Source organism: Vibrio sp. YT-18, from assembly GCF_033337345.1.
In the GTDB taxonomy this organism is placed as follows: domain Bacteria; phylum Pseudomonadota; class Gammaproteobacteria; order Enterobacterales; family Vibrionaceae; genus Vibrio; species Vibrio alginolyticus.
Genome location: NZ_JAWOQO010000010.1, coordinates 177,625 through 196,190 on the forward strand (window position 1 = coordinate 177,625; position 18,566 = coordinate 196,190).

17 protein-coding genes are annotated in these 18,566 nt (G+C 43.4%); 13 read left to right on the forward strand and 4 right to left on the reverse strand.

All coding sequences use genetic code 11. From position 1 onward, the window contains the following. The 11 genes from infC to pheT all read left to right on the forward strand — a co-directional run bounded on the left by infC (position 1) and on the right by pheT (position 12,405). The gene (infC, locus tag R7M72_RS15405) at positions 1–552 is read left to right on the forward strand and encodes a translation initiation factor IF-3 (RefSeq protein WP_080276913.1); all 552 of its coding nucleotides are present in this window, start codon (positions 1–3) and stop codon (positions 550–552) included. 120 nt (positions 553–672) lie between these two features. Beyond that, a complete protein-coding gene (gene rpmI / locus R7M72_RS15410; protein WP_005377932.1) occupies positions 673–867 on the forward strand; it encodes a 50S ribosomal protein L35 in 195 nt (64 codons plus the stop codon). A gap of 40 nt (positions 868–907) precedes the next feature. Continuing rightward, complete coding sequence (gene rplT, locus R7M72_RS15415) at positions 908–1,261, forward strand: 50S ribosomal protein L20 (protein WP_004727974.1); 354 nt, start codon at positions 908–910, stop codon at positions 1,259–1,261. A gap of 189 nt (positions 1,262–1,450) precedes the next feature. Further along, complete coding sequence (locus tag R7M72_RS15420; RefSeq protein WP_005377919.1) at positions 1,451–1,768, forward strand: heavy metal-binding domain-containing protein; 318 nt, start codon at positions 1,451–1,453, stop codon at positions 1,766–1,768. Positions 1,769–2,134: 366 nt separating this feature from the next. Further along, on the forward strand, positions 2,135–2,944 hold the full coding sequence (locus tag R7M72_RS15425) for a helix-turn-helix domain-containing protein (RefSeq protein WP_005377917.1): 810 nt from the start codon (positions 2,135–2,137) through the stop codon (positions 2,942–2,944). A gap of 448 nt (positions 2,945–3,392) precedes the next feature. Continuing rightward, positions 3,393–4,181 carry a TetR/AcrR family transcriptional regulator gene (locus R7M72_RS15430; protein WP_005377913.1) on the forward strand — a complete coding sequence of 263 codons (789 nt, stop codon included), beginning with the start codon at positions 3,393–3,395 and terminating at the stop codon, positions 4,179–4,181. A 250-nt stretch (positions 4,182–4,431) separates the two neighbouring features. Continuing rightward, entirely contained in the window at positions 4,432–6,810 is a 2,379-nt protein-coding gene (locus tag R7M72_RS15435; RefSeq protein ID WP_315956989.1) for an efflux RND transporter permease subunit, read from the forward strand. Between the two features lie 18 nt (positions 6,811–6,828). Continuing rightward, entirely contained in the window at positions 6,829–7,620 is a 792-nt protein-coding gene (locus tag R7M72_RS15440) for an outer membrane lipoprotein-sorting protein (RefSeq protein WP_047100712.1), read from the forward strand. Between the two features lie 10 nt (positions 7,621–7,630). Next, entirely contained in the window at positions 7,631–8,806 is a 1,176-nt protein-coding gene (locus tag R7M72_RS15445) for a hypothetical protein (RefSeq protein WP_390902664.1), read from the forward strand. 191 nt (positions 8,807–8,997) lie between these two features. Next, the gene (gene pheS, locus R7M72_RS15450) at positions 8,998–9,981 is read left to right on the forward strand and encodes a phenylalanine--tRNA ligase subunit alpha (protein ID WP_005385470.1); all 984 of its coding nucleotides are present in this window, start codon (positions 8,998–9,000) and stop codon (positions 9,979–9,981) included. An 18-nt stretch (positions 9,982–9,999) separates the two neighbouring features. Then, the gene (pheT, locus tag R7M72_RS15455; RefSeq protein ID WP_203345823.1) at positions 10,000–12,405 is read left to right on the forward strand and encodes a phenylalanine--tRNA ligase subunit beta; all 2,406 of its coding nucleotides are present in this window, start codon (positions 10,000–10,002) and stop codon (positions 12,403–12,405) included. Between the two features lie 213 nt (positions 12,406–12,618). Here the strand turns inward: pheT and R7M72_RS15460 are convergent, their stop codons facing one another. Next, on the reverse strand, positions 12,619–13,500 hold the full coding sequence (locus tag R7M72_RS15460) for an AEC family transporter (RefSeq protein WP_005377901.1): 882 nt from the start codon (positions 13,498–13,500) through the stop codon (positions 12,619–12,621). 534 nt (positions 13,501–14,034) lie between these two features. Between R7M72_RS15460 and ihfA the strand changes: the two genes are divergently transcribed. Further along, positions 14,035–14,331 carry an integration host factor subunit alpha gene (gene ihfA, locus R7M72_RS15465; RefSeq protein ID WP_005377899.1) on the forward strand — a complete coding sequence of 99 codons (297 nt, stop codon included), beginning with the start codon at positions 14,035–14,037 and terminating at the stop codon, positions 14,329–14,331. A 121-nt stretch (positions 14,332–14,452) separates the two neighbouring features. Here the strand turns inward: ihfA and R7M72_RS15470 are convergent, their stop codons facing one another. Then, complete coding sequence (locus tag R7M72_RS15470) at positions 14,453–15,232, reverse strand: phosphoribosylglycinamide formyltransferase (protein WP_315956990.1); 780 nt, start codon at positions 15,230–15,232, stop codon at positions 14,453–14,455. A 315-nt stretch (positions 15,233–15,547) separates the two neighbouring features. On the opposite strand from R7M72_RS15470, the gene R7M72_RS15475 reads away from it, so the two are divergent. Then, entirely contained in the window at positions 15,548–16,198 is a 651-nt protein-coding gene (locus R7M72_RS15475; RefSeq protein ID WP_021707633.1) for a thiopurine S-methyltransferase, read from the forward strand. Between the two features lie 72 nt (positions 16,199–16,270). Here the strand turns inward: R7M72_RS15475 and purT are convergent, their stop codons facing one another. Next, positions 16,271–17,446 carry a formate-dependent phosphoribosylglycinamide formyltransferase gene (purT, locus tag R7M72_RS15480; RefSeq protein ID WP_033905149.1) on the reverse strand — a complete coding sequence of 392 codons (1,176 nt, stop codon included), beginning with the start codon at positions 17,444–17,446 and terminating at the stop codon, positions 16,271–16,273. A 143-nt stretch (positions 17,447–17,589) separates the two neighbouring features. Beyond that, the gene (gene cdd / locus R7M72_RS15485) at positions 17,590–18,477 is read right to left on the reverse strand and encodes a cytidine deaminase (RefSeq protein ID WP_005377892.1); all 888 of its coding nucleotides are present in this window, start codon (positions 18,475–18,477) and stop codon (positions 17,590–17,592) included. Positions 18,478–18,566: the final 89 nt, after the last annotated feature.

Consider the following 18,566-nt stretch of genomic DNA (forward strand, 5'->3'; position numbering starts at 1 on the left):
ATTAAAGGCGGAAGACGTGGCCAACAGCCGGTAAAACAAAACCCGCACCGTATCAACGGTGAAATTCGTGGTATTCGTGAAGTTCGACTAACAGGCGCTGACGGTGAATCAGTTGGTGTTGTATCGATTCAAGAAGCCATTGCAGCTGCTGAAGAAGCTGGTATGGATCTCGTTGAGATCAGTCCTAACGCCGAGCCACCTGTTTGTCGTGTGATGGACTATGGTAAGTTCCTCTTCGAGAAGAGCAAAACTGCTAAAGAGCAGAAGAAGAAGCAAAAGCAGGTCCAGATCAAGGAAGTAAAATTCCGTCCTGGAACTGATATTGGAGACTATCAGGTAAAACTACGCAACCTGACGCGTTTCCTTGAAGAAGGCAACAAAGTGAAAGTAACAATTCGCTTCCGTGGCCGAGAGATGGCACACCAAGACATCGGTGTTGACGTTCTAAATCGTCTTAAGGAAGATACTGCAGAAATTGCTGTAGTTGAATCTTTCCCTAAGAAGATTGAAGGTCGCCAGATGATCATGGTGCTAGCCCCTAAAAAGAAGTAATTAACGGCTCATCAAGTAATTAAAACCTAGCCGCTTTCCTTTATATAAAGGCATATGGCTGGGTTTTGTTCGCCCTAATTACGTTGTTTATTAAACCTACTCAATGCGGAGTTATTCATCATGCCTAAGATGAAAACCAACAAAGGTGCTGCTAAGCGTTTTAAGAAAACTGCTGGTGGTATTAAGTACAAGCACGCTACAAAACGTCACATCCTGACTAAGCGTACTACTAAGAACAAGCGTCAACTACGTCCGAATGCAATCCTTCCAAAATGTGAAGTGGCTGCAGTAATCCGTATGTTGCCATACGCTTAATTCTTTTTAGTTATCAATCGTTTAGTTTAGGAGAAGCATAATGCCTCGCGTAAAACGTGGTGTACAAGCTCGTGCACGTCATAAGAAAGTTCTAAAACAAGCTAAAGGTTACTACGGTGCGCGTTCACGTGTTTACCGCGTAGCTTTCCAAGCAGTTACTAAAGCTGGTCAATACGCTTACCGTGACCGTCGCGCTAAGAAACGTCAATTCCGTCAACTATGGATTGCACGTATCAATGCGGCATCTCGTCAAAATGGTCTATCTTACAGCCGTTTCATCAACGGTCTGAAGAAAGCATCTATCGAGATCGACCGTAAGATCCTTGCGGACATCGCAGTATTCGACAAAGCTGCATTTGCAGTTCTAGTTGAAAAAGCGAAAGCTGCTCTTTAATTAGCAGTTTAGGATTAAGAGAAGGAGAGCATTAGCTCTCCTTTTTTATTGCTAAAATTTATACCCAAATGACTTTTAGCTTGGCTATTTAGAGTATTGTTTATCAGTCTTCTCAATTTATTGGTTAGCATCTTATGTTAGTTATAAGGTAGCTTGGGTATAAATTTTTACGTTTATAAGGGATTAAAAATGATCTACACAACGACCGAAAGCATTCCTGGCAAGCAGATCTCTGAAATCAGAGGGGTTGTAACTGGTAATGTTGTTCAATCAAAGCATATTGGCCGTGACCTCATGGCGGGTATCAAGAGCATTGTTGGCGGCGAAATTCGTGGTTACACGGAAATGATGACCGACGCGCGTGATATTGCTATACAGCGCATGGTGGCGGACGCTGAATCTAAAGGTGCCGATGCAATAGTAGGGATTCGATTTACCACAAGCTCAATCGTAGATGGTTCTTCGGAAATTTTGGCATTTGGTACTGCAGTGAAACTAGCGGACTAGTCTACTTGAATAGCATTGCAAAAATGCTAATAGAGAGCGGTGAATTATTATGCATTTACCGTTCTGTTCCTTTTAGGTTAATTATTCTAGATTTTTGTAGAGAGAATAGGTTTATATTCTCAACTTTACGTTACTATTAAAATTAATCACGATGATTTAGAGTAATTGCTTCACTTTTATTTTGCATATTATTTTATATCTATAATGAAATTGAATTGATATTGAATTTTTCATTTGTTGTGTGAATTCTCTTTTCGGTATATTAATTCATGTTTTTCTTATAAAAATATGAACTTATACCTTGCCAAGCGGTTCTAAATTGTTACAAATACTATACAGCTGTAACATTGCCAAAAGGAATTGTAGATGAGAGATCTGACTCCCGAATACTTGCTAGCCGCATTACGCCAAGCGATTAAAACAAAAGGGCTAACATATCGAGAGCTATCTGAGAAAATGGGTATGCCACTATCTACCTTTAAGAGACATCTTACAAGCACGAATCTCGCTTTAGATAAGTTGCTGGAATATTGTAGAGCGGTTGATTGCACGTTAGATGAACTACAAAAGCTCGCAAATCAATTGCAAGGTGAAGACGAGGATTACTTTAGTCGCACACAGGATGAAGTATTCTTTCAATTCCCTCACCTTTACGACTTTTATCGTGAATTGAGAATGTTACGAGGTAAAGACGGCTATTCTATTTTAAAGAAAAAGTATGACTTGTCTGAGCAGAGCATGTCCGATTACTTAAAAGCATTAGAGTTGTTGGATCTCGTTTACGTTGATGAAGATAAAAATATAACGCTGCACGGACCTTTATATTATAGCTATGCAGAGAACTCCAAGCTCAACGACAAATATACCGAAATCATAAAAGAGCAGACGACTACCCACGATAAGTGTGTTCGCGTTGCTTTGGCGCGTATGAAAATTACCGAAGAACAGCTTTTGTTACTGGAAGATCAAGTCGCAAAGACCGTCATCGATTTTCATTCCAAAAATGTTGTAGCAGAGAACTTTAATGTCTCTGATTTTACTAATATTGTTCTACTTGCTGGGCCACATCAGCCAGTCACATTCTCTGACGGCATTATTGAGACAGAGGGGCGATTTATTGATGATATTCGTTATGCCATCGCATCTGCAGGTGATAAGCCAAGCCTATCTATATAGATTTTGAGCCTTTTTTGAAGAGAGTTTCTGAAAGGGCGTTGCAAAAGAAAAAGCCTAAGACAGCAAATACTTTGTAAGTAGGGCATTCAGCGGTGTTTGCTCTTAATTCAGACTTAAAGTGTTTTGGGCTTATTTCGAATAATACCTGTTCAGTATCTACTTTCGTCATTTTTAACATGCTGATTTCATTCGTTGTTCCTCCCAAAGCCTCTCTCGCTTCCTCTACAAAGAAACCATTCTCGTTGAACCAAGCATCCTGTAGCTACTTGGGTATGCATAATTGGTAGCTATTTATCTTCTAATTATAAATTCATACTTGAAATGTTTGTTTTTTGATCTATTATGACGAAGTGTCATTTGTGACGGTTCGTCAACTTTAGTTGCGTTCCTGTATTAAAGAATCGTGTTACAATTATTGGGAGTGTGTTGGTATACGGATCAAAGGATTATGTTTAACTTTCGCTGTAAAAAATATAGCAAGCAAGACGGATGTCGTGTGTCTTCAGGGCTAACAAAAAAGCAACAGGCGATTGCTGATCGTGAGATAGAGCTTATTCAATTGGCTAAGTCTTTAGTTCAAGAGCAAGGCTTTGCCAACTTAACGATGGACAAGCTTACAGCGTCAAGCCCTTATTCTAAAGGGACGATCTACAATCATTTTTGCAGCAAAGAAGATGTGATTCTTGCGCTTTGTATTCATTCGCTGAAAAGCGAAGCAATATTTTTCGAACGTACCGCCAAATTTAATGGCAATACCAGAGAAAAAATCATTGCGATGCATGTAGGTTATCGTATTTACGCTCGTATGGAGCCAGTACTATCAACCTGTGCGATTGTTGCAAAGACGCCTTGGGTTCTAGAGAAGGCTTCGCCTAAACGTGTGAATGAACTGAATAACTTGGAAGAACAAGTAATAGATGGTGCTGATGCGCTAGTGAACAATGCGGTAGAATGTGGTGATCTTAAGTTTTCTCCCGCAATTGGTTCTGATGCTATTGTATTCGCCAACTGGTCTATTGCCTTCGGTTCAAACGCTTTGGCGCAAAATGCATCGAACAGTCGATGTATTCAGCGAATTCAAGACCCATTCTCAGTGCTGCACAACGCGAATATGTTACTTGATGGTTTAGGTTGGTCGCCTTTATCTACAGAATGGGACTACCGTAAAACCTGGCGTCGAGTGGAGCAGGAGTTATTTAGTGAAGAGCTTGCTTATTTAGAGTCAGTGAATCGCTAATAAACTGGAAAGGTCAATCTGACGTTATGGTTGGCTTTTTTATCGCACTATTGTGACGAATCGTCATTAAATCTCGAAGGTTGGCGTTCAGCCAATGATCACGAGAAGCATAGGAAGTTACTAAAAACTAACTTATGTAGCCAAATTCATTCGATCTAAAGTTTGCATGTCGAGTTTGTCTGGTTATTTACAGCATTTGCTGTTTTTTTTAGTTTTTAAATTTGACGAAACGTCACAAAAGGAGAGTGTGATGCCACATCACAACGTTCAACAATACGCCCGTTCAGGGTGGGGTAAGCTACCAACGAATTACAGTGTATTGGTGATGCTTGCTACCGTTTCATTGATTGTCATAGCAACTATTGGAGGAAAAAATCTTTACTTTAGAGGAGATTACGACATCTTCTTTGATGGAACAAATGAGCAGTTACTTGCGTTTGATGAAATTCAAACCACCTTTGCAAAATCTGACAGTCTTGCTTTGGTTATAGCGCCAAAGAGCGGCACTGTTTTTACTCCTAGCACATTATCTCTTATTCAGCAGATCACTGACGAGGCGTGGCAAGTTCCATACTCCACCCGCGTTGATTCCCTCGCCAACTACCAGCATACCGAAGCGTTTGAAGATGATCTTCTTGTCGAAGATTTACTGTATAGCGAATATGAATTGACACCTCAACGAATAGAGAAAGTCAAAAGTATTGCGTTGAGTGAGCCGGTTTTGAAAAGTTCACTGATTTCTGAAAAAGGAGATGTCACGGTCGTAAACATTACGGTCCAACTCCCTGAAATAGATAAAACTGCTGAAGTACAAGAGGTGGTTGCTCACATAAACGGAATGATTGAGCGTTATCAGCAAGTGTACCCAGACACGGAATTCCATAAGGCTGGTATTATTGCAATGAACTACGCGTTTATGACCGCAGCCCAAGATGATAGCACAACATTAGTGCCTACTATGTTACTAGTGATATTGGTGTTTCTGACCATCATGTTGCGCTCATTGCTTAGCGTCATCGCGACACTCATCGTTATTATCGGCTCGGTTATGGTGACAATGGGCTTGTCAGGATGGACTGGTATGTTCTTAAGCACGGCGACCGTTAATGTGCCTACCTTGGTGATGACGCTTGCCGTCGCAGACTGTGTACACATCATCGCGACAATGCGTCAGTCTATGCAAAACGGCTTTAGTAAAGCCCACTCTATTGAGCGAAGTATTGCGCTCAATTTCATGCCTATCTTGATTACCTCCATTACCACCGCGATCGGCTTTTTAATGATGAATATGTCGGATTCTCCAATCCTGAGAGATTTCGGCAACCTATCAGCCCTTGGCGTCATGGTTGCTTGTTTCCTTTCCATCACGTTACTTCCCGCCTTGCTTAATATCCTTCCGGTTACGGTGAAGTCGGATACTTCTGATGAAAGAAAGCGCTTTATGGATCATTTAGGAGATTTCGTGGTGTCAAAGCGACATGCGTTATTGCCGTTGTCGGTGCTTGTTATTGTCGCGAGTGCGAGCTTGATTCCACTGAACAAAGTCAATGATGAATCCGTCGAGTACTTTGGCCATAGCAATGAATTTCGCCGAGCGGCTGATTTTATGGAAGAGCGAATCAGTGGCATGGCGAACATCAGTATCGCGATAAAAACCAACGAATCGCAGGGCATTGCCGATCCTAATTTTCTCAATTCCGTGGGTAAATTTACTGACTGGCTAAGGTTGCAGCTAGAAACGGACCATGTTGCGACCTTGAGCGATGTTTATAAGCGCCTAAACAAGAACATGCATGGAGATGATCAGGCTTATTACTCGCTCCCTCAAGACAGAGAATTAGCGGCTCAATATCTGCTGCTTTATGAAATGTCACTACCGTATGGTTTAGATTTGAACAACCAAATCAATGTAGATAAGTCGTCGATCAAGATGGTTCTCACCGTGGAGAACTTGGGCAGCGTCGAGCTTGTTGATTTGGAAAATCGCATTTACCAATGGTTTAACGAAAACGCGCCTCAATATGATGTTGTTGCGTCTAGTCCTTCACTGATGTTTGCGCATATTGGTGAAACGAATATGGCCAGCATGCTGTCAACCTTGCCCATTACTCTTGTCTTAATCTCTGCATTACTGATCTTTGCCTTGCGTTCGTTCAAGCTTGGCTTAATTAGTCTTGTCCCGAATATTGCTCCTGCGCTTATTGGTTTTGGTATTTGGGCGCTGGTTTCTGGTGAGATTAATTTGGGATTGTCTGTCGTTGTGACATTAACGCTTGGTGTTGTTGTCGATGACGCCGTTCACTTTCTTTCTAAATATCAACACGCTCGTAAAGATGGCCACAGTGCGGAGCAAGCGGTTCGCTACGCCTTTCGTACCGTGGGGCGCGCACTCTGGATTACGACGGTCGTGCTTGTTGCTGGTTTCTCTGTTCTGGCGATGTCGAGCTTCCGTTTAAATGCCGATATGGGACAGCTGAGTGCCATTGTCATCTTTATTGCTCTTGTTGTGGATTTCATCTTCCTACCGACTCTACTGATGTTGTTTGACAAAGGCGTTTACGACGAGGTGGAGCGCCGAAATAAGCTTAAATCAACTGACTCTCAAACCAAGACTGTTACTCAGTCATAACGAATTAAAGGATTGAACATGAATTTAGTAAAAAATGCCTTAAAAGTATCAGTACTTTCTGTCTCGCTTATTATGAGTCATGCGGTGTTGGCGGATGAAGCCAGAGGACTAGAAATTGCCCAAGAGCGCAAAGCCCGTGATGAAGGGTGGGGGGATTCTGTTGCTACGATGCAAATGATTCTGCGAAACGCGCAAGGAGAAAGCAGTACACGTTTAATGCGCTTACAATCACTCGAAGTTGATGGCGATGGTGATAAAGGTCTCACGATATTTGATGAACCGAGAGATGTAAAAGGCACGGCGTTTCTCAATCATTCTCATACGGTGGGTGCCGATGACCAATGGCTTTACCTTCCTGCACTGAAACGTGTGAAACGTATTTCCTCGCGTAACAAATCAGGTCCTTTTATGGGCAGTGAATTCGCGTATGAGGATCTCAGTTCCTTTGAGATTGAAAAATACCGTTTCAACTACCTAAAAGATGACAGCATAAATGGGCAAGATGTTTTCGTCGTAGAGCAAATTCCGACCGATAAGAACTCAGGTTATACCAAGCAAACGGTGTGGTTAGATAAAGCGCATTATCGTCCACTTAAAGTTGAGTTTTACGATCGCAAAGGCTCTTTGTTAAAAACGCTTTCTTTTTCCGATTACAAGCAATATCTCAACCAATATTGGCGCGCGCACACTATGGCGATGACAAACCATCAAACAGGAAAAAGTACTGAGCTAACGACTAGCGAAATGCGTTTTAACATTGGATTACAAGACAATGACTTTCATAAGAATGTGTTGAAGCGAGTGAGGTAGTGGAGGAAAAATGAAGCGATTAAATGCTGGGTTGTTGCTTAGTGCAGCAGCCTTTTTTTACTCGATGCCTCTGACTGCCGTCGAGCTTGCAGGACAAGTCAATATTGAGCATCGTCAGTTTTTTAAAACGGGCTCTCAGGGTCAGAGCAAAGCGCAAACGTCATTGGTTTTGCAGCCAGAATTTTACTGGGAGATGCAAAATGGTGATGCAAACTTTACTTTCACACCTTTCTATCGTCTGGATGGTCTAGACGATGAGCGAAGTCATGGTGACATACGAGAGGCACTTTATCTGACTTATTGGGATGATTATGAGCTTCGAGTTGGGATTAGTAAGGTCTTTTGGGGAGTGACTGAATCAGCCCATTTAGTTGATGTAGTAAACCAAACAGATGCCATTGAAGCCGTCGATGGTGAAGATAAACTCGGTCAGCCGATGTTACATTTTACCTCTTTCAAAGACTGGGGCACCGTCCACGCAATGTTGTTACCTTACTTTAGGGAACGAACGTTTGCGGGTACAGATGGCCGCTTGCGAACCGAACCCGTTGTCTCTGATGATGCTATCTATGAATCAAGCAGAGAAGAGAAGCACGTAGATGTGGCTTTTCGATATTCGAAAATGCTTGGCGATTGGGACGTAGGCCTAAGCTATTTATATGGAACAAACCGGGATCCTTACTTTCGTTTAGAGTACGGAGAATTAAAGCCTTACTACGCTCTGATGAGTCATGTCGGTCTGGATGTGCAAGGAATTGTTGGCGATTGGTTATGGAAACTAGAAAGTGTTTATCGAGATAGCGCTGATAATCATGTCGGTCTTGTGACGGGTTTTGAGTATACCTTCGTCGGTGCATTTGACATGGTTTGGGATGTGGGAGTTATTGGTGAGTACCTCTATGACAGTCGTGGGAACAACGCACAAACTATCGGTCAAAATGATGTGTTTGCAGGTATTCGTTGGGCGCTCAATGATGAGGACGGAACGGAAGTATTGACGGGAATTACGAAGGATTTAGATAACGATGATGTTTACAATGCTAAGTTAGAAGCATCGAGCCGAATATCGAATCACGTTAAGTGGCAAATTTATGCTTGGTTGTTTAAAAATGAAACACCAAATGATTTGCTCTACTTCGCTAGAGATGACGATTTTATCGAGCTATCTATTCAATACTATTTCTAAAACAAAAGGGCACAACTAAACGGCAGATTAACTAAAGATGACATTTTTGACGTTTTTGTGCTCTTTTTATTCAATAACCTCTTCTTTTCGTAATTCAATTTGGCATTGGTGCCCGGTTTGGCTACTATGTACAGCTATCAAAAAACCAATCACTCCCTTATGGACACTACCTACAGGTAGATGAGGAAACGATGCAACATCTAGAAGAGATCATTGCTAGCGCGAGCACTGCAATTGAAGCTGCCGAATCGCTAGTCGCACTTGATGAAGTGCGTGTTCAGTATCTGGGTAAAAAAGGTGAGCTAACTGCTCAACTTCAAAGCCTAGGCAAACTACCACCAGAAGAACGCCGTGAAGCTGGTCAAGAGATCAACAAAGCGAAAGGCGTAGTTCAGCAAGCTATCGCAGCTCGTAAAGATGCACTACAACGTGCTGAGCTTGAAGCGAAACTAGCAGCAGAAACAATCGACGTAACACTACCAGGTCGTCGTATTGAAAACGGTGGTTTACACCCAGTAACTCGTACTGTAGAGCGTATTGAGAAGTTCTTTGGCGAACTTGGTTTTAACACCGAGGCTGGCCCAGAGATCGAAGATGCATTCCACAACTTCGATGCGCTAAACATCGCAGCTGATCACCCAGCGCGTACTGACCACGATACTTTCTTCTTCAACCCAGACTTGATGCTTCGTACTCATACGTCAGGCGTACAGATCCGTACGATGGAAAATGGTAAACCACCATTCCGTTTCATTGCACCAGGCCGTGTATACCGTAACGACTACGACCAAACGCACACGCCAATGTTCCACCAAGTGGAAGGCATGCTGGTTGATGAGAACGTAAACTTTGCTCAGCTGAAAGGCATCCTGCACGATTTCCTATGTAACTTCTTCGAAGAAGAAGTAGAAGTACGTTTCCGTCCATCTTACTTCCCATTCACTGAGCCTTCAGCTGAAGTAGACGTGAAAGGCAAAAACGGTAAATGGTTAGAAGTGCTAGGCTGCGGTATGGTTCACCCGAACGTGCTACGTAGCGTAGGTATCGATCCTGAAAAATACTCTGGTTTCGCATTCGGTATGGGTGTTGAGCGTCTAACAATGCTTCGTTACGGCGTGAACGACCTACGTGCGTTCTTCGAGAACGATCTTCGTTTCCTAAAACAGTTCAAGTAATCCAGAGGGTTCATCAACATGAAATTCAGCGAATCATGGCTTCGTGAGTGGGTAAACCCTGCGGTTACTACTGACGAGCTAACTCACCAAATTACAATGGCCGGTCTAGAGGTAGACGACGTTCTTCCTGTTGCAGGTTCTTTTACTGGCGTTAAAGTCGGTCACGTTGTTGAATGTGGTCAACACCCAGATGCAGACAAACTGCGCGTAACTAAAGTTGACGTGGGTGAAGAAGAGCTTCTAGACATTGTTTGTGGCGCACCTAACTGTCGCCAAGGTCTGAAAGTAGCAGTAGCAACAGTTGGTGCTGTTCTTCCAGGTGATTTCAAAATCAAAAAAGCGAAACTACGTGGCCAGCCATCTCACGGCATGCTTTGTTCATTCACTGAGCTAGGTATCGACGTTGAGTCAGACGGTATCATGGAACTAGCAGAAGACGCAGTAATCGGTACTGATTTCCGTGAATTCCTAGGTCTAAACGACGTAACGGTAGACGTAGACCTAACAGCAAACCGCGCAGACTGTTTCAGCATTCGTGGTCTAGCTCGTGAAGTTGGCGTACTAAACCGTGCTGACGTGACAGAGCCATTAGTAGAAGCAGTTGCCCCTTCAATCGACGATAAAGTGTCTATCGAAGTGAAAGCGCCAGCTGCGTGTCCACGTTACCTAGGTCGTGTAGTTAAGAACGTAAACGTTCAAGCTGAAACGCCACTATGGATGCAAGAGAAACTGCGTCGTTGTGGTATTCGCTCGATCGACCCTGTAGTAGACATCACTAACTACGTTCTTCTAGAGCAAGGCCAACCAATGCACGCATTCGATCTAGCGAAGATCGAGGGTGGCATCGTAGTTCGTATGGCTGAGCAAGGTGAGAAGCTAACGCTTCTTGACGGCAACGAAGCAGAACTAAACGCAGATACACTTGTAGTTGCTGACCACAACAAAGCACTTGCAATCGCAGGTATCTTTGGTGGTGAAGACTCTGGTGTAACAACTGAGACTAAAGACGTTCTACTAGAGTGTGCATTCTTTGCACCTGACCACATCCGTGGCCGCGCACGTAGCTACGGTCTTCACACTGATTCTTCAATGCGTTTCGAGCGTGGTGTGGATTACGCACTACAAGTGAGCGCAATGGAGCGTGCAACTCAGCTTCTTGTTGAGATCTGTGGCGGTGAAGTAGCACCTGTTGTTGCAGTAGAGTCTGAAGCAGACCTACCTAAGCCAAACAAAGTTGCTCTACGTCGTACTAAGCTAGACAACCTACTGGGTCACCACATCGCTGATAGCGACGTAGTAGAAATCTTAGAGCGTCTAGGTTTGACGGTTGAAGCTTCAGAAGAAGGTTGGATGGCAGTAGCGCCAACATGGCGTTTCGATATCGCTATCGAGCAAGACTTGATTGAAGAAGTTGGCCGTATCTACGGTTATGACAACATTCCTAACCAACACCCAGCAGCAGCACTTAAGATGCACAACCACGTTGAAGCGGATCTTCCACTGAAACGCGTTCGTGATCTTCTTGTTGACCGTGGTTACCACGAAGCAATTACATACAGCTTCGTTGAGCCTGAGCAACAAAAGCTAGTTGTACCTGGTGTTGAGCCTCTAGTGCTTCCAAACCCAATTTCTGCAGACATGTCAGCAATGCGTCTTGGTCTTATCCAAGGTCTGCTGAACACGGTTGTTCACAACCAGAAGCGTCAACAGCCACGTGTTCGTCTATTCGAATATGGCCTACGTTTCATCCCATGTGAATCTGCAGAAAACGGCATGCGTCAAGAGCCTATGCTTGCAGGTGTTATTGCTGGTACTCGTGGTGAAGAGCACTGGGATATCGAAACCAACACTGTTGATTTCTTCGACCTTAAGGGCGATCTAGAAGCGATTCTAGAGCTATCTGCGAACGAAAAAGCGTACTCTTTCGCTGCACTGTCACCTGAAAGCAAAAAAGCTAATCCAGCTCTTCACCCAGGTCAATCTGCGGCAATCATCGTAGACGGCAAAGAAGTAGGCGTGATCGGTACCGTTCACCCTGAGCTTGAGCGTAAGTTCGGTCTAAACGGTCGTACTATCGTATTCGAAATCGAATGGTCTGCAATCAACAGCAAAGTGATCCCAGAAGCGGTAGCACTTTCTAAATTCCCTTCAAACCGTCGTGATATCGCGGTAGTAGTGGATGAAGCTGTTGCATCTGGTGACATCGTTAACGCTTGTCTAGAGCAAGGTGGCGAGTTCCTTAAAGATGCGAAACTGTTCGACGTTTACGTAGGTAAAGGCGTTGAAGATGGTAAGAAGAGCCTAGCAATCGCTCTGACTCTACAGTCACTTGAGCGTACGCTTGAAGATGCAGATATCGCTGGTGCGGTTGACGCTATCGTTGCTCACGTTTCTGAGAAGTTTGGTGCGTCTCTACGTGACTAATCTCGCGTAACGTATCTTCTTAAGAAATGAAAACCCTGCCAGTTTGGCAGGGTTTTTTATTTTTAGGATTACCTTATCGTTGTTCAAGTTCCTTACTGCTCGCACCACCCCTCATTACTTTAAAATACTAGACCAAACTAGGGATGGCCCCTACCCGAGATTAGGAACGTATTGTTTTTCAGCTAATACACGCTAACGATAGCTTATTGGCGGTTAGGCAGCGAGTGAGAGGGTATAGCTAAGCAGAAGAGGCAGCGTAAGAATGCTGAAAAAGTTGCCAAATAGTACCATTGACGCCACCTTCATGGGTTCTATATTCAGCCTTTCCGCAAATAGGTAATTCATGACGGCTGGCGGCAGCATTGTGAAGAGCACCATCATTTGCAATTGCATCGTTGGAAGGGGAATTAACCAATAAATAAGTGCAAAAGCGACAGCACCAGTTGCCAGTGACTGCACGGTACACAGCACACCAATCTTTAAACCGTCCAACCTTAAATGACACATTTGTGCCCCCAGAGATAAAAGCATCACGGGTACGGCCGCTTGCCCAAGTAGAGCCGTGGCTTCGTATAAAGGCGCCCATGCTCCCACATTTGACACGTTGAGAAACAGAGCCAACGACGCTGCTAAAAAGATTGGCATCTTGACTATTTGCTTAAAAGGGTTGCCATGACTAAGCAGCATTACGCCTAAGCTGATATGCAAGCATGCTGACACGACAAATAAAAGCACTGCTGACGACAGCGCAATTTCTCCAAACGTATAGGTAAACAAAGGAATAGCTAGATTTCCGCTATTGCGAAACATATGTGGTGGCGCCCAGGTTTTAAACGAGAGTGACGTCCATCGACATACCGGGATCATGAGTAGTGCGGGAATTAAAACCGCAACAATTGCCGCCAAAAGAAGTGGCCCCTGATTTGAATCGAGCGGCATGCTAACGAGTGACGAAAATACCAGTGCTGGCGTAAAAACCTCAATATTAATGCGGTTTATTGGGCGAAAGTCAGGCTTGATGTAACGACCGACCAAATAGCCAACTCCGACAAGAGCAAAAACAGGGAAAAGAATATTTATGATTTGATTAATCATGGTCGCCTAGAAGCAGTGTAAGAAGCCAATGAGGAAATACACGAACTTCCACATTATCAATCTTTGTATATGGCGTCATCGTTAAACAGCGAGAAGCGTGGGTTTAATCAAGCTTTCTAAGCACAGTTGCAAAGTACAGGTGGTCATACCTTTTAATCTAATTGTTACGTATCGAGTTACATACAAATCACTGAATTTACGACAAGTTCTATGTCAAGTGTCTGTTAAATAACCAATATCTGATATTTTTATTAAATAGTGTTTAATGTTGACATTTAAACTATCTTTAGTTTTATAATCTGGATGTTTTTCCTGATGAAGATGAAACAAAAACAAAAACATCAAATTTCTGGCGTTTAACAATAATTTACGTAGTGCTATTCCTTTTGTTCGCCAAGAAAAAAGTTGGCGAAAATCATAAGCTTGTCATACACTTCCTGATGTAACCCCGATATGTTGTTGAATTGGTAGGGTAAAACTGCTCTGGCGCTACACTAACGTAGCATTGTTTAACATAGCTTTGAGGAAAGTTTTATGGCGCTCACAAAAGCCGAACTGGCAGAAAACCTGTTTGATAAATTAGGATTTAGTAAGCGGGACGCCAAGGAAACGGTGGAAGTGTTCTTTGAAGAGATTCGTAAGGCACTGGAAAGTGGCGAACAGGTAAAACTGTCAGGTTTTGGTAACTTTGATCTTCGTGACAAGAATGAACGACCTGGTCGTAACCCGAAAACTGGTGAAGATATTCCAATTACTGCTCGACGTGTAGTGACTTTTCGCCCGGGTCAGAAGTTAAAAGCTCGTGTAGAAAACCTGAAGAAAGTACAGTAAGCCGAATAAATGGATCACGCTAATGCGTGGTCTTTTTTTGCGTAAAATTCGTGTGCATACAAATGAAAACCACCGCAATGCGGTGGTTTTTCTGTTTATGAGAGACGCTTAATGATATCGGTTACGCCGCTTCTAGATGCGTTGTTAAGTATGGTTGCCATGCTTGTTGGTACAAGTTCTTAGACTGTGTACGCATGTTGCGAATAGAGGCAAGCTCTATTTCGCTTAGCTCACGGTTTTCCAACATCGCTTGACGTTCTAGTTTCTGGATTTTTTCGTATAGGTCGTGTTCGGGACCGCTTTTTACATCTGCGATTGCTTTCAAGTGCAGTTGAACTTCGGCTACTAGGTTTGTTTTTGGTAAACGAACGAGCAAGTTCAAGTCTCTATATCCTGAAGGGCCAGGTTTTTTGAATCGATTTTTTACTTTCACAATCGTTGTTTCACGCTCTAACGTTTCATAAATGGAGACTAAACTCGCGACGTCTTCAGCTACAATCGTTGCACGTGCTAGGTCAGCAATACGTTCAACTTTCCCATCTAACTCTAAAGCTATCTTTTCTTCTGCTCGTTGTTTGGATTTCACGCCTGCGAAGTATGGCTGAGCGTCATTAAGAAGTGCGGTACTTTTACAGATAGTTTCAAGTTCAAATTGCGCTTGGTGAGCTTTGCTGTAAAGAATGTCGAAGTCAGAATATGGCTGAGTTGGTGTGGTGTCGATTGACTGAATGCCATATAAACCGCTAAGGCTGTGTTTAAAAAGTTTCGCACAAACTTCGTTTTGGCTGGTTGAACGATTTTGTTCGTCATTAGGCGCAGGGGTAATTGGAAGTGCGGCAAATGCCGGTGCACGGCTAAGTACCAAAAGCATCAATGCTGTAGTACGAAGAAATAAGCTCATTCACTCTCCTTAACTTGCTTGTACTTAGAAAATAGGGAACATAAAGGTCGCTAAGTTCGGCAAATCAGGTGCTAACTTATAAATGGGGCCATTACGAAAGATTCCAAGGTTTCAGTTTTATCTTGAAGTAGAATCATGCGTTAGATCACCATTTCTCTTTTCTTTATTCTGATTATCAGATAAAGGCGCGTCTCCTATGAGACCGATTACATCCTATCACCGCAGTATTAACCAAAGATGAACGGCATAGACAAATTGAAAAAAAACGTTAGTCTTACCTCTCAAAATGAAAACAGCCGACAAGTAGAAAGTAAAATGAGAGACCAAGAATTTTGGCATAACAAATGGGCCAGCAATCAAATCGGATTTCACTTGGAAGATGTAAACCCGCTATTACCAGTATATTGGAAACACACTAATCCAAAGCGTGAAGATAAAGTGTTAGTTCCTTTATGTGGAAAGTCAGAAGACTTGATTTGGCTAGCGATGAAGCATGATTCGGTTGAAGGCGTTGAGCTAAGCCATATTGCTGTGCGTGCCTTTTTTGCTGAACATTTTTACACGCCAACGGTAACGCCTCTTAATGGCATGCACGAGCTTTATCAATTTGATGAGCTCTCTATTTATACTGGGGACTTTTTCACTGCACCAGTATCTCAAGCCGATATCATTTATGATCGCGCCGCGTTGGTTGCTTTACCGCAAGATATGCGAGAGGAGTATGTAGAGCGTCTCAAGCAACTTTTGAACCCAGGCGGTCGTATTTTGCTTGTTACACTCAACTATCCTCAAGAAGAGATGGCGGGGCCTCCATTTAGCGTGCCGGTCGAAGAGATTGAGCAGTTATTTTCAGGTTACAAAGTTACTTGTTTGAACGTAGATGAAGCTGACGAGAATCATCCTAAAATTGCGAAAAAAGGCTTAAGTCGCTTCTCTGAAGAAGTGTACTTAATCGAGAGTGAATAGGCTCTCTTCGGTTTGGAACACGAAATAGCGCAGCAATTTGAGCTGCGCTATTTTTGTATGAGTGGTTCGTATTTAATAAATGATATTCACTTTTGAAGCACTTTCAACAGCATCTTGAACGGCTTCTTCGGTGGTTTTTCGTCGCGTAAGGACAACACCTAAACGGCGGCGACCATCGATTTCTGGCTTACCGAATAGACGAACTTGTGTTTGAGGTTGAGCTAAAGCTTTGCTTAGGTTTTCAAAGCGAATGTTTGTGGAAGTCCCTTGTCCAAGAATAACAGCAGACGCAGATGGGCCATATTGCACAATATTATTAATTGGCATTCCGGTAAACGCGCGCACGTGGAGAGCAAACTCAGACATTTCTTGCGAAATCATTGTAACCATACCCGTATCGTGAGGGCGAGGAGAGACCTCATTGAAAATGACTTTATCGCCTTTGACAAACAGCTCTACACCAAAGATGCCGTAGCCACCGAGCGCGTTTACCACTTTCTCAGCCGTGTATTCAGCTGCTTTTACTGCGTTTTCTGACATAGTTTGCGGTTGCCATGATTCGCGGTAGTCGCCATCTTCCTGACGATGACCAATTGGAGCACAGAAATGCACACCGTCAACGGCTCTGATGGTCAATAAAGTGATTTCGTAATCGAAGTCGATAAAACCTTCCACGATAACGCGACCTGCACCCGTACGCCCGCCTTCCTGAGCGTAATCCCATGCTTGTGTAACGTCGTCTTCGGTCTTGATAACACTTTGCCCTTTACCTGAAGAGCTCATCACAGGCTTCACCACGCACGGAATACCCACATGCTCAACCGCGGCTTTGAAGTCTTCAAAGTTATCTGCAAAACGATAAGGTGAAGTCGTCAATTCCAGTTCTTCTGCTGCCAAACGTCGGATACCTTCACGATTCATTGTTAGCCTGGTTGCCTTAGCGGTTGGAACAACATTCAGTCCTTTTTCTTCAAGCTCTACCAGTTTGCCGGTTGCGATGGCTTCAATTTCTGGTACGACGTAAGTAGGTTGTTCCTTCGTAATAACTTCTTCTAAGGCGTTCCCATCTAACATGTCGATAACATAACTACGGTGAGCGACTTGCATCGCTGGAGCATTGGCATAGCGATCACAAGCAATCACTTCTAAACCAAGTCTCTGGCATTCAATGGCGACTTCTTTACCGAGTTCGCCAGAGCCTAAAAGTAATACACGGGTAGCATTTGCGCTAGTTGCAGTGCCAAACATAGTGTTCCCTTACAAAATAGAGTGATGAGACAGAAATTGCAGGAGATCATACTGAAGTTTTATGACAAAGCAAACGTTTGCTTTTGGTTTTTAGGTAATAAAAAAGCTCTACATGTTGTAGAGCTTTTTGTTGAATTTGTCGTTTATACGTTGACAAAACTAAGCGGAATATCTGGATTCAACGCTTCCAACGTTGATTGCGTATCGGCTAAGTGACTGATCTTACCTTCAGAGTTTTCTACCAATGCAGCGGCTTTGATGCTGTCAAAGGTTTCACCCGCAAGTAAAACTTGGATTAGCGCAACTTGTAGCGGTGGCAAGCTAGGATTAAACGCTGCATTTTCTGCATAAGCGCCTTGGAATACACGGCCGCTAGTCATCTCTAATGCTAAACCACTCAAGTTGTTGGTGTATGGAGAGTGGCTCATGTTCATCGCTTCAACTGCACTTTGGATGAGTGCGTCTTCATCATCACATGAGAATTGGTGTTTAACTTCTGCCATTAAGCCGGACTCGATACCGAGATCGTTTGGTCCAAAGGCTTCAGGCAGGTATTCATGAAGTGACTTTTCTTCACGTTCTGGGAGCTGGATTTTAAGCTCGTTTGCGGTAGATAACTCATTCATGAACTGGCGGCAGTGACCACATGGGCTGAAGTTGATAGTGATATCCTTAACACCACGTTCGCCTTTCATCCAAGCATGGCTAATCGCAGACTGCTCTGCGTGAACCGTTTGACCCAACTGTACACCAAAGAATTCCATGTTGGCACCGAAGTAAAGGCGACCTGAAAGACCACGAACGATAGCGCCGACATAAAAGTCAGAAAGGGGAGCATAGGAGTACGCTGCGGCAAAAGGAAGTAGCGCAACACGAAGCTCTTTGTCTGATAGACCGGTAGCTGAAAGCAACTGCTCAAATTGTTGAACTGAAAGCGTAGCATCAAAATCATCAGCTTGGATGATAGGAGCAAGTTGTTTGGAAAGTGCTTCTGGAGCGCCTGCTAGCGCCTGTTCAATGCGACTTTTCATGTTGAATCCTTGTTATTGCATGGACAGTTATTCTATGTGAAAGATAGAAATGTTCCGTGCGTTAGATCACGATAAATAATGCAATTGAT